Annotated in this window: 6 protein-coding genes and 1 pseudogene; 1 reads left to right on the top strand and 6 read right to left on the bottom strand. The window is 53.4% G+C overall.

From position 1 onward, the window contains the following. Nucleotides 1-113: 113 nt before the first annotated feature. Nucleotides 114-449, bottom strand: a complete 336-nt coding sequence (locus FJM74_RS12795) for a tRNA-binding protein (RefSeq protein ID WP_187262999.1) — start codon at nt 447-449, stop codon at nt 114-116. Nucleotides 450-679: 230 nt separating this feature from the next. On the opposite strand from FJM74_RS12795, the gene FJM74_RS12790 reads away from it, so the two are divergent. After that, on the top strand, nt 680-2257 hold the full coding sequence (locus FJM74_RS12790) for an FAD-dependent oxidoreductase (RefSeq protein WP_187262998.1): 1578 nt from the start codon (nt 680-682) through the stop codon (nt 2255-2257). 129 nt (nt 2258-2386) lie between these two features. Here FJM74_RS12790 and rnk read toward each other — a convergent pair whose 3' ends face one another. From rnk to FJM74_RS22670, 5 genes and pseudogenes are all read right to left on the bottom strand, one after another. After that, nucleotides 2387-2791 carry a nucleoside diphosphate kinase regulator gene (gene rnk / locus FJM74_RS12785; RefSeq protein WP_187262997.1) on the bottom strand — a complete coding sequence of 135 codons (405 nt, stop codon included), beginning with the start codon at nt 2789-2791 and terminating at the stop codon, nt 2387-2389. Between the two features lie 684 nt (nt 2792-3475). Beyond that, nucleotides 3476-5848 carry a translocation and assembly module lipoprotein TamL gene (tamL, locus tag FJM74_RS12780; protein ID WP_241739114.1) on the bottom strand — a complete coding sequence of 791 codons (2373 nt, stop codon included), beginning with the start codon at nt 5846-5848 and terminating at the stop codon, nt 3476-3478. Nucleotides 5849-5855: 7 nt separating this feature from the next. Next, nucleotides 5856-10889 carry a translocation/assembly module TamB gene (locus FJM74_RS12775; RefSeq protein ID WP_262890437.1) on the bottom strand — a complete coding sequence of 1678 codons (5034 nt, stop codon included), beginning with the start codon at nt 10887-10889 and terminating at the stop codon, nt 5856-5858. 495 nt (nt 10890-11384) lie between these two features. Next, nucleotides 11385-12152 (bottom strand): S1/P1 nuclease, encoded by a 768-nt coding sequence (locus FJM74_RS12770; protein WP_187262995.1) that lies wholly within the window; start codon nt 12150-12152, stop codon nt 11385-11387. A 179-nt stretch (nt 12153-12331) separates the two neighbouring features. Beyond that, nucleotides 12332-12418, bottom strand: a pseudogene (locus FJM74_RS22670) (hypothetical protein); the annotation flags it as partial. Nucleotides 12419-12596 lie beyond the last annotated feature (178 nt).

Raw genomic sequence — 12596 nt, 5'->3', positions numbered from 1 at the left:
AAAATCACTGGCGTATATATTATCAGAAGTTAGAACCAATTTATTTGGAAAACAGCTTTTAGGAAAAGGACACGTAAAGTGTCCTTTTCTGTTTTCAGGCCTTTCCGTTTCTTCTACATCAGCTTGCTCCCGTTCGGTACCGGGCTGGCAGGCTGGGCCAGCACGATGTTCTGATGCCCGTCTTCGAAACCGGTTACCAGCACCTCCGAAATGTATTTCCCGATCTGCTTATTGCCCAGGTTCGTGACGCACAGTACCTGCTTTCCGACCAGTTCCTCTTTCGTATACAGGCTGGTTATCTGCGCACTCGACTTTCTGATGCCCAGCGGTCCGAGGTCTATCATCAGTTTATAGGCAGGTTTGCGGGCTTCCGGAAAATCTGTTACCTCTATAATAGTGCCTACGCGGATGTCGGTTTGTTCAAACTGTTGCCAGGTAATTGTCTGCATGGTTTTGTAACGGGGGTTTGATTTCAGGTAAGCTGTGCTCCGCCCATGGTTCGTTTATCAACTAAACCGTACCGGCAGATCAGCGGACTTACGGGATACGAACCAGCAAATTAACAACAGATCATCAACAATTCAATCAAAGCAGCCGTAATCCAAAGCAATAAACAGCTCAGCTATTTTAGCGTGTAACCCACGTTCTGCTCCTTTGCAGACGCCAAATAATAGAAACTATGAAAAGAGAATCCGGAGCAACCTTACCTGTTTGGGTAGAAAACATCGAAATGCCCGCCACCACACCCTTGCATGAAAACATATCCTGCGATGTATGTGTAGTGGGAGCCGGCCTGGCGGGCATCACCACGGCCTATCTGCTGGCCAAGGAGGGCAAGAGAGTGGTGGTGGTGGAGGCGAAGAAGATCGGCGGCGGCGAAACCGGCCGCACCACCGCCCACCTCTCCAATGCGCTCGACGACCGCTTTACGGAGCTGATCAGGCTCTTTGGTGTAGAGGGTGCCAGGCTTGCCGCCCAGAGCCACGGCCAGGCCATCGACAAGATTGAGGAGATCGCCAGCGACCTGGGTATAGACTGCGATTTTGAGCGACTAGATGGCTACCTGTTTGCCAACAACCGCGAAGAGGAAGAGGGACTGATGCAGGAGCTGGAGGCGCTGCAGAAGATTGGCTGGCTGGATGTGGTGCTCCGGAAAAGATGCCCGGTACCTTCCCTCACGGCTTTGCCCTGCCTGCACTTCCCGAACCAGGGCCGGTTCCATGCCCTGAAGTACCTGGCTGGTGTTAGCGCCGCTTTTCTGGAAGCAGGAGGCCAGATCTTTACAGAAACCAAGGCTGTCCGTTTCGAGACGGGGCCGGTGGTAACGGTGGTGTCGGAGCAGGATTTTGCCGTGTCGGCCAATCAGCTGGTGGTGGCTACCAACTCGCCGGTCAGCAACCTGTTTGCCATGCATACCAAGCAGGCTCCCTATAGAACCTATGTGGTGGCGGCTGCCGTACCTCGTGGCGAAATACCCGACAACCTCTACTGGGATATGCAGGACCCTTACCACTACGTACGCCTGCTGAAGGGAAAAGCCGGCGACGCTGACAGCGATAAAAAGGATAGCCGGAACACAACAGGCAGCGATGGCAGCACCGACCTGCTGATAGTAGGAGGGGCCGACCATAAGACAGGGCAGGAAGATCATCCGGAGAAGCACCTGGCAGACCTGGAGCGCTGGATGCGCCTGAAGTTTCCGATAGCGGGGGAACTGCAATACAGCTGGTCGGGGCAGGTAATGGAACCTGTAGACGGGCTGGCCTTTATTGGCAGAAACCCCGGCGACACCAACAACGTGTATATTGCCACCGGCGACTCCGGCCACGGCATGACGCACGCCACCATTGCCGGCATGCTGATTACCGACCTGATCATGGGCCGCCCTAATCCGTGGGAGAAACTTTACGATCCGGCACGTACCAACCTGAAATCATCTGGAGAGTTTCTGAAAGAGAACTTAAATGTGGCGGCGCAGTTCAAAGATTATGTAACCGGCGGGGAAGTAGACGACCCGGCCCACGTAATGCCGGGGACTGGTAAGATTATGCGCAAAGGAATGTCTAAAGTGGCTGTGTACTGCGATGAGCAAGGGGTGCAGCACCAGTGCTCAGCCGTTTGCACACACCTGGGTTGCCTCGTAAACTGGAACAACATAGAGCGCTCCTGGGACTGCCCTTGCCACGGCTCCCGCTTCGACCCTTATGGCCGCGTCATTACCGGGCCGGCAACCAAAGACCTTGAAAAATTGGAATAGCAGGTACATTGCCTGAATTATTTAAATAAAAAAGCCCCTCCGGAGGCTTTGCTGCTGCAGCTTATAAACACAAGCAGCCCATCCCTGTGGTCTTAACCAGGAGTGGGCTGCTTGTGTTTTGATGCAACTTTACAAATATATGTCGCCTGCTGCTTCCGGTTGGTAAAGCACTTCCTCCACCAGAAACTCAACTTTGCCCTGGGGGCCGTTCCATGTTACCTCGTCTCCTTTGCGGCAACCCAGAACAGCTGCGCCGATAGGGGCCAGAACCGATACCTTGCGGCTGTTCACGTCTGCCTCTTTGGGGTACACGAGCTTAATGGCCATAATGGCGTCGGTTTTCAGGTTACGCAGCTTTAAAAATGAGTTCATCGTCACCACATCTTCCGGAATCTCTTCCGATGCTACGACTTTGGCACGCTTTAACCCATTGCAAAGCGCCTCCACGGCGGAGGCGGCATTTGTAAGCCGCTGGGCTTGTACCAGCGCATGAAGCCGCTGGTAATCTTTTTCTGTTACATATACACTGTTCATGATATTTGAATTTAAAGTTATAGATCTTGTTACGATAGCAGGTTTGAGAAACGCTTCGGCCAGCAGACAGCTTTATTTATGCCAGAATCAGGGTTTTGCTTCATATACAGAAATGCAAAAAAGCAGGCAAGCGCCTGCGCCTGCCTTTCGCATACTAATAAGAATCTGAAAAGGGTAAGAAAAATAAAGCAGCGTGCTTATGCCTGTTGCGTGCACGCTGCAGATGTCAGCTTGCAGAAGGGGCCGGAGGGTTCCGGCTTATTAATTAAAAGCTTTAGGAGAACTCAGAAAGTACAGGCAATAGCCGTTTACCACATCACCTAAAGATACGTGATGCGACGCCGCTACTAAACCAGTAGGAGCCAGTGCCTGTAAGCGCGATATGTTGCAGTGCGGTAGCACGTTTGGTAAAGAGTATTTCTTTCAAAGAAAGGCAATTTTTACTTAAAATGCAAATTGTATGGCAGGAACTGCAGCAAGTTTAGCGGCGGCAGCAAAGCTTGCGGAGGGCAGTTTTTATTAGAATAATTGCTACACAGGGTCCCCGGCTGCGGCAATACCTCCCGGTATCTGATATCCTCTATGTTGGCAGAAGAACAAACCACATCCTGCGTCCTGTTCTATGAGGTCCTGGAAAATCAGGCTTTCCTAAAGATTACACGCTGCCGGATGCTGGTCAGTAGCCTAAAACGGATAGCCGATGGCAATATTCAGCGTCATGCTGTTTTCGCCACTGAAGCCAAACCGAAAATCGCTGAGAACATTGCGCTCGCCGGGGGGCAGGTAAGGCACCCGCACCGGAATGCCAAAGTCGAAGCGGATAACGAAAAACTCGATGTCTATGCGCAAACCAAACCCGGTGCCTACTGCCAGCTGACTCATAAAAGTGCTTGAGTCAAAAACTCCTCCGGGTCGGTCTACTTCACCGGTATCGGGGTTTACATTTTCGCGCAGCAGCCAGATATTGCCGGCATCCACGAAGAGCGCTCCCTTAAAAAAGCCCGCAATCGGGAACCGGTACTCTACATTGGCCTCCAGTTTTATGTCGCCTACCTGATCAAAGAACGAGAACAGCAGCGAGTCTGGCACATTGTAGGTGCCGGGCCCCACACTGCGTGGCCGGAATGCCCGGATACTGTTGGGCCCACCTATAGAGAACTGCTTTACATAAGGCATAGTGGTGGAGTTGCCGTACGAGAAACCCACGCCAGTAAGCAGGCGGGTGGCGATCTGGCTGGCCTGGCCTACCTTCATGTAATAGCGGAAGTCGTTGCGGATGCGGGTATACTGCGAATAGGGTTGCCCGATCAGGGTGCGGGGCGCCTCTTCCTGCGGGCTATCGGCCCCGGTAAGCGAATGCAGCGCATTCACCAGGTTGCCCGATACATCGAGCGTTACATCATCGTAGAACTGGTGCTTTTTTTCCTTAATGGCCTGGTTGCTGTAAGTAAACTGGTACATAGACCCGATAATGAACTGCTCCTCAAAACTGCGGCGCAGGAGCGCGTTTTCGGCCAGGATGGCTTCAAAGGAAGGTTGTGTGCGGGCCAGTCTCACATACTGCAGGTTAATGGGGGTTATCTCGTGGGTAATGGTTTGTTTAGGCCGCCAGTTATAGCCATAAGAGGCGTTGTAGGAGTTCATCTGGAAAAAATTAACCCTGTTCAGGAAGTTGAACCCTACGTTGATACGGGTTTTGGGTACAAACTCGGTGCGCAGGTTCCGCATCCGGAACGGAGACACAATACGCGGAATGGTCAGGTTTGTCTGCACGCCAAGTTCGTAAGATGTCAGGTTCGAATTCTGGTTCTCTTCGCCGGTTTCGGGGTTAGCGCCTGAGCCGCGGCCGCCTACCAGGCTCTCGAAAGTGCCGGTAAAATCTACGGTCAGGAGTTCGGAGCCTTTAAAAGCGTTCCGGTTCCGGAAAGAGGCCAGCAGGCCGGGGCCGGCAAAGCCGTTGGTCTTGTTCACCATCTGCGCCTCCAGCCGCAGCGATTTTTTCAGGGCCGGAGTCAGGTACAGGAAGGCGTCGAGCCTGCCGTTGCTGGTGGTGTCGGGCTCATACTCCAGGTTTACGAACTTATAGGCTGGCAGGCCCATCAGGCGGCTTACGGTGAGGAGTTGGTTCTGCCTGGTGTACAGGCTGTCCTGGTACAGAAAAACGCCCCGGAGCAGATGCTTGGCCTTTACATAGTTTTCGTTCGGAATATACTTGTAGCCTCTTACACTAACGGTGTCGTTGGTGCTGATGCTGTCGTTGAGGAAATAGTCGGCATGAATAAAGATATCGTCGAGTGTATAGGCTTGCAGGGACCTTTGCGGAGCAACATTTTTGATGCGTAACAGCACATCGGCCTGCCTGTTGCCTGCCGTAGTGTCTACGCTGAACAGGAGCAGTTCGGGGTTAAAGTAAAAATATCCTTTATTCTTTAAGTGGCCATCTATACGTACCCGCTCCAGGGTCATGGTCGAGAGATCGTAGGGGTCGCCTGGTTTCAGAAGTGTTTCTGTCTGCGTTTGCCGGATGGCCTTGTGTATGGGTAAGGAGTCGTTCAGGGTATAGGCAATTTTACGGATGCGGTAAGGTTCTCCTACCGTTGCTGTCCACTCTATGGTGGCTTTCTTTTTCTTTATGGTGGTACTGCTGCTGACCTCGTTTACAAAATAGCCCCTGTTGTGCAGGCGGGTACTCATCACATCGCTCACACTGGCGGTGTCTACTGTGGAGAGCAGCACAGGCGCCTCGCCGAGCTTGTTCTGAATCCAGTTGCCGATGCCTTTCTCTTTCTCCGTATAAAATGCGTTGTAGATCCAGAGCTTCGGGCGCATACCCAGGATAGAGGCATTGGGCTTGGGGCGCACCGTGCCGCTCAGCTCTGTCGTAAGGGCAGAGGAGCGGTTGCTGCTGTCGTGCTCATCGTTTACCTTCACCTTAAAGCCGGCAAAAAGGGCATCGCCTTCAGGAACAGTTTTGGTACTGCTGCAGCCCCATAAAAACAGCGTGAGCAGCAGCATAGGTGCATAGGAAAATGGAATTCGGGATATCTTGCCTGACATAAAGTACTTATTCTATTGCTTCTGTTTGTAGTTTTTGGGCCTGCTCCTCCCGGCGGGTTTTCATTTTTTCCTGTCGTCTCTCCACATTCCGGAACAGGTCGGCGAAGTCGTCGTACTCCCGCTCAAATATCAAGGATAGTCCTGTTGCCCGCACATCTCCCTCCAGGTACCCTTCGTACTGGTTGCGCTGGAAGCCACGTACACGCAGCCGGCCATCTTGTGTAATGGAATACTCCACCGATATGTCGCCCCCAAACCCGCTCATGGAGTTTGTGTTTTCCGTCTGGCCTTCCAGCCCGATGTCCGTGCCCACCCGCACGGTGAGCCGGTCGTTGAGGAATTGCTGCCTAACGGCCACATTCAGATCGGTGCGGCCCTGGGCTGAGCCGGAGGAGTAATCTTCGTAAGAGTTTACACCCAGTTCCAGGCCAAGACCACCGGCGTATCGGTCGGTGAGGGAGTTGAGCTGGTCTGTCATGACCTGGCTCAGACTGCCTCTTGCCGATGCGGCCAGGCCCCCTCCGGAGCTGGCCAGCGGATCCATGGCCATAAAGCGGCCCAGCACGAGCAAGGAGAACACCTGCTTGTTCAGCTCCGATTCATTCTGGCGCAGAATACTCAGCTGCTCTGTCACCAGCCCGCCCACGCCGCTTCCGCGATGCTGCTCCGGCAGCTGCACGTCAAAGCCAAGCTCGGGTTTCATTATTTCGCCTTCCACCAAAACATGCACTTCAAAAGGCAACTGGTTACGCAGGGCAGGGTCAGGGTCTCCGGCAATCTGGTTATGCACCAGTTCCATAGGCGCTGTGCGCACATTGTATATGGCCGTAATGTTTATGTCGGCGTAGAGCGGGTCGCCGGTCCAGGCAATATAGCTGCCCTCGGCAATATCGAGTTGCCTCGAAACCAGGTCGTAAAAGTCCATGCTGTACTGCCCTTCGGTTATTTCGTAGCGCCCCGACATGTTGATCTGGCCACTGGGAGCAATGGCAATCTGAAGCGGGTCGGCATTTCCCCGCACCTTCAGGTTATCGCCGGTGGCAGGATCTATGATAATGGTCATGGGCGTAGCATCTGTTACCGTTAGGGCTACACTAATGTCTGCCCCCACAAAACCTGCCTGGCTCGAGTCTGCCTGTTCCTGACCGATAATGGCGGTAAGGGCATCGTTCAGGTGTACGAACTCCACAATACCCTCCCGTTCGGCAGCGCCAGCCTCATCTGCCGGCACAACAGCTGTAAAGTCTGATCCATCCAGCACCGACACGTTCAGGTCCAGCACAGGCTGGGTCATATCGCCGGTAATGCTAGCCTTGGTGCCCACATACACGGTGCCGTAAAAGAGGTCGTTATCCTGCGCGGTGGAATTCATGGCCAGGAAGCGGTCTGAGCTAACCTGCAGGTCGAACTGGTAGTCGAGGTAATCCTGTGTCAGCACATTTCCTTTCACCACCATGGTGTTGCCCAAGGAGTCGGTCAGGGTAAAGTTCGGGAAGCTGATACCTTGCTCATTGAACACCAACCGCTCATTCTGAAGCCGGTAAACAGAGTTCAGCATAGCCACATTAAACTGTGCCTGGTTAAAGTTCAGGTCGCCCAGAATGTTCGGGTCCTCGAGGGTGCCGGTAATGCGGAGCCTGCCGCTGGCGCTGCCGCCCATGTCTTTCACCATGCCCATGGTAAAGCCTTCCAGGGCGGCCAGGTTTAGGCTGGAGATGTTGGCATCGAGGTTGAGCAGGCTTTCGCTGGGCTGCGCCTCATAAAAGCCGGTAATCTTCATCTGGTTGCCATTGCCTGTTAGCGCTGCTTCCAGGTTAAAACGGGTGCCGTTGTCTGTGTTGGCCTGCAGGCCGATGTTGCCCACCGGTACGCCCATATAGGCAAGCTCCGATACAGTTATATCAGATGTGAAGGCCATGGTACCTGCCATTATATTGCGAACTGTCGCCTCGCCGTTAATGATGCCTGCTATCAGGCTATCAGATTGCTGAAACGACTCCATAAGGTAGGCAATATCGAAGTTGGCGAACTCTACCTTCAGGGGCGTATTGCCGGGGGTATCTCCTTCACTGTCTATCAACAGAAAGCTGTTGCCCCGCTCCAGGCGAATGTTGTTAGCGAATAAGAGATTGGTGTCGAACTGCAGGTAGTTTTCTTCGGGTACCGTCCAGGTGTCGCCGTTTATTACCAGCTGGTCCTGCGCAAAAGAGAAGCGATAGCCGGCATCGAGGCTATTTAGTAAACCACCTATGGCAAACTGCACGGTACTGTCGTTTTCTAAGATGGATAATCGGGTAGTGATGTCGTTGTCGCGGGCGGCACCGTTCAGGGCGAGGTTCTGCACCAGCAAAGACGGTGAAGATAGCTCCTGCAGGTTAACGGCGTAGCCTAGCTGATCGCGGTTGCCTCGTACCTGCAGTGTCAGGTTCTTAAGGGCGTAGTCTATGTACTCTACCAGATTGATGGCCGCATCCATGTTCAGGTCATGTGTCTGGGCATTATAGGAGCCGGTAATGGGCCCCGAAATATTTAAGGCTTCCAGGTCTGGCACAAAGGCTGTGATCAGGTCTGTCCGCTTCAGATTCAGTTTTACATTAAAGTCCTCCAGATTGGTGTCGGCGGGGTAAGGCGGGTCGGGGTGCAGATCAAAGAAGTTGGAGAAATGCTTTTCGAGGGCCGTAGGTAAGGTAGCCAAACTGTTCCGAAAGCGCATATCGGCATCCAGGACGTTAGAGGCTACCTGAACGGTTGCCCCAGGCCCTGTCTGATCTAAGGTCATTCCCAGCGAATCGATCGGGAACGTCTGTTGGTTCTGGCGAATAATGAAGTCGCGCATTTCCAGCGTGCCGCTGATGCTGCTGGCATCTGCTCCCCTGAAGTTGCCTTTCACATAGCCCTTCATGGCCAGGTCGTCGGTATAAAGGTTCAGCGCTTTCAGGTCCACACTATCCAGTTCCAGGGCAAAGGCATAGGCCGGCTGTTCCGCGTTCCGCATGTTCACGTCGGCATTCAGCACAAAATCTACATTCGGGTCTTCGGAGGTGGCGTTTACCGTGTAAATGTTCTGGTTGATAGTGGCATTGGCCAGTATGTTCCGGTAAGCATAGTCGTTGTAATGAAGCTCCTGTATGTTGGCTTTTACTTTTGCCTGCATCGTTTCCGGGTCCATGCCGGTGCCGTTGGCAGTGAGCTGCATGCTTACCCTGCCTAGCCCCAGCGTATCGACCAGTAGCTGCCTCAAATCCAGCTGATTTACGTTTACGGTGGCTGTAAAAGGTTCTGCTCCTGTAGGGCCTGGCCCCATATCTACATTGGCGGTTATGTTGCCTATGGAGCTGCGCAGGTTAGCGTCGGCATCGAAGTTGGTGAGGGTGCCCCGGTAATTGCCCGTCATGCTCAGGGTGTTGGGAATGCGGATGTCCGGGGGCAGCACACCTGGCGGGCTCAGTGCCTGCACGTCGGTGCGGGTGGTGGCGAGCTGGTTTATGCGCAGGTCCAGGAACATGCGGTCCGGGTCCATGGGCCTGCTTACGGTACCGCTTATGTCGGCGCGTGTTCCCTGCAGGCCCGATACCTGCAGCTTGCTGATGGTGATCTTATTGTTTAGGGCTCCGCTGGCCTGTCCGTCAATCCGGATGGTGGAATTGGCTAGCTTTCGGAAAGCAGGGTCGGTGGTGAGGTCTGGGGCAAAGTAGCCGGCATCCTTCATGCCGATGCGGCTGTTCTGCAGGTCGAGGGCAAAGGAGAGAAGTTCCGGGTTCTCGGCCACGGCCTCGAGCGAGGGGTAGCGTACTACCAGTTCAGGACCCAGGTTGCTGTTGTCGGTCTGCACATCGAGTTTGGTCATGCTGGCGCTGGTGGAGTCTACCCGGATGTCGGCCTGGAAGTTGTTGACACGGAAGCCGCTTTTCTCGGCTAGTTTAAGCTGGTTCAGGTCTATTGCTATGCGGTTCTGGCTGAAGAGGAAGTTTTGGGCATTCAGTTCAACATCCTTAAAAAGCAGGTGGTCGTAGTCCATGCCGCGAGGCTGGGCAGGGGTGTTAAAGTTGTCGAACTTCACCTGCAGTCCCGAAATATCCATCTCATCCAGGCCTATAACCCAGTTTACAGGTTGCCCTTGTGTTTCTTCCACGGTTTCGTCCAGCTTCTCGGCTGTTCTGGCGGGGTTTACCGAAAGCGAATCAGAAGGCCGGTATTTTTCCTGCACATATACCAGGGAGGTGTTATGCAGGTCAAAACTCTTCAGGTCTATTTTTGCGTTCGGAATATCTATGTTATCTGATACCAGCTCCGACTCCCCAAGTTTCAGCTCTATGAGCTGGTTAGCTACCTGGCTGTGGTAGCTGAGGTCTATGTTCTGAAGCTCCACCCGGCTGAGCCCAAACTGCATGGTCAGCGGCTCCGACGCGGTCGTGTCTTCGGGCAGCTTTGTCTGCACAAAGCTAATGGCGGTGTTGCGGAGCTCAATTTCGTCTACCCGGTAAATCTCCTTCTCCAGGTCCAGCTCGTCCATGGTGGTCCGCAGCTTGCCAATCCGGCCCTTGATCAGGTTTCCGCCCGCCTCGTCTCTGAAATCCAGGTAAATGTTCTCCAGGTTTATCAGGTCCAGGTTTATCTTCATGGCCTGGGCGGTGGTGTCGGCCGGAGTGGTGGCAGCAGTGGTGTCGGAGGCGAAGGCCTCTGTTATGAAATCGAAATTGGAGCTGCTGTCGGGCCTGATATGGATTTTGGCGGTGGCGTTCTGCAGGTCGATGGTGCCTATGTTTACTTCTCCTTTCAGGAGCGAAAAGATCTTGATGTCTACGCCCAGGCGCTCGCTGTACCAGAGCGTGTCCTGCTGCTGGTCTTCCAGGTACACCTCCTTCAGCACGATGGAGTTGCGCCAGTCGGTGGTGAAGCCGCCTATTTCTACGCGTGTATTCAGGGTGTTGGCCAGGTAAGATGCTCCTTTCTGAGCGGCAAAATGCTGCACCTGCGGGAACTGCAGGGCTACGATAATCAGCACTACCAGGCCCACGATAAAGATCAGCAGCCAGAGCAGGATCTTTAAAAATACTATTCCGATGTGTTTAGCTGAAGCGATAGGAAATTGATGTTTAGTTTCTGAGTTGACTTTACGGAATTATCAGGATAAGGATAGGCCGCGTTTCAGAAAGTAACTATTTTAAGAGGTGAAATGTTTGCAGAAACAGGCAGAACTGTTGCCTGAGTGGGCAGAATATTTGGGGAAATGAACCTCTGGGGTGTGCTGAGACAGGAAAATAGCAAAAAACGGAGGCCCTGAATTTTGTTCAGGGCCTCCGTTTTAACTGAATTTTTCTAAGCCAAGAGTTTTTCCTTCTACTGCTGTGATGTTTTTTTGATAGGAATAAAGTGGCGAAAGAAAGGATTAAATGCATGCCGGCTATAGCTGTTGCCTGGTATGCCTGCCAGCGGCAGCGCCTCTGGAGGGGCCTTTTCATTAGAAGAATTGGTGTGCAGCTACATTCTTTCCGGCTACGTCCTACTGTTAGCCTTCAACGGATGTTCGGAAGCGTTACCCGTAAATCTGGTTCAGCAGGCCAGCCAGCCGCACCCCACCCTGCAAGAGGCAATGCTGCACCGTGTCGAAATGCTTGTAGGGGTAGCGGTAGCTTAGTTTGTTGTCGGCAGGCAGGTGGTAGATGGCCTGGCGGTAAGGCATCATGTCGTAGGCCCACTCTCTTACCGATGTGGCCTGCCACTGCTTTACCTGGGCTTTGGCAGGTTTCCCCAGAAAATGAGCCAGCTCGGTATAGCTCAGGTTTTTGCCGTCTATCATGTCGCTGTCCCACACGCGGTGCAGGTTCGAGGGCTGCCCAAACCAGAGCACCTTCACGGCATTGCCTCCCTGGTCGTCTTTGCCGCCCACGTGCATCGGCTGGTGCAGGTCGCCCACCAGGTGCACCAGGTACTTGAGATACTCCCGCTCTTTTGCCAGGGGCAGGTTTCCGGCTTTGAGGGCACTCACGATTTCTTCAATTTTCATGATGATGTCGCCATTCGGGTTTTTGGCGGTTTGCTCGTAGCGCATGCCATCCGGGATGGTTACCCAATGCCAGTCGTGGGTGTGGTTATACGCCGTGTCCGATTTTATTTCATCCATCCAGTTCGATACCTCAGCCAGGGAATTGTCTTCCAGTATCTCCATCACAATCTTCTTGGTTTTCCTGGTCAGGTGCTGCTCCGCTACCAGGCCAACCGCCCGGTGGCCGTTCTGGCCCCAGGAGAATGCCTGTGTTGTGAAAAGAAGAATTATGGAAATAATACTAAAGATGAGTTTCATGGAAAGCGATGGTTTAACAGATCGAGCTGCCTCCAGCGAACTGGTGCGGCTACGGGCAAAGGTAAGGTTTATTTCAGAAAAAGCAGGCGATTAATAGCGGCAGCTCCTGTTCGCTGAAGGCAGGTTGCGCGTCAATTATGTCAATGAAAACGGCCCTCCAGAGCTGTCCGGTGCTGCTGCTACTGTGGGGCCTCCAGCCGTAAGCCTGCCCGTATGGCTATACCGAGGTGGTTCTCTTTGGGCGGGAGGGCGCAGGAGTAGGCGCAGTAGGGGTTTTACGCTTTGTTGAAATCGAGCAGAACGGTACCTTTTTCGGGTATGGCCAGGTCGAGGTAGCGGCCGCTGCAGCAGCAAAGGCTCCGGAGGGCCGTTTTGATTAGAATAATTGGCAAGAACCTGCCACGAGCTGAAAGCTTTCGGCCGGTTCACAAAAGAAGCCGCTCC

The organism is Pontibacter beigongshangensis, assembly GCF_014332515.1.
GTDB lineage: Bacteria > Bacteroidota > Bacteroidia > Cytophagales > Hymenobacteraceae > Pontibacter > Pontibacter beigongshangensis.
The sequence above is the reverse complement of the archived record's forward strand: the minus strand, read 5'-3'. Positions and strand labels throughout refer to the sequence as shown.

Coding starts and splice junctions, on each gene's coding strand:
- FJM74_RS12795 (WP_187262999.1), bottom strand. CDS start 449: ATGCAGACAATTACCTGGCAACAGTTTGAACAAACCGACATCCGCGTA.
- FJM74_RS12790 (WP_187262998.1), top strand. CDS start 680: ATGAAAAGAGAATCCGGAGCAACCTTACCTGTTTGGGTAGAAAACATC.
- rnk (WP_187262997.1), bottom strand. CDS start 2,791: ATGAACAGTGTATATGTAACAGAAAAAGATTACCAGCGGCTTCATGCG.
- tamL (WP_241739114.1), bottom strand. CDS start 5,848: ATGTCAGGCAAGATATCCCGAATTCCATTTTCCTATGCACCTATGCTG.
- FJM74_RS12770 (WP_187262995.1), bottom strand. CDS start 12,152: ATGAAACTCATCTTTAGTATTATTTCCATAATTCTTCTTTTCACAACA.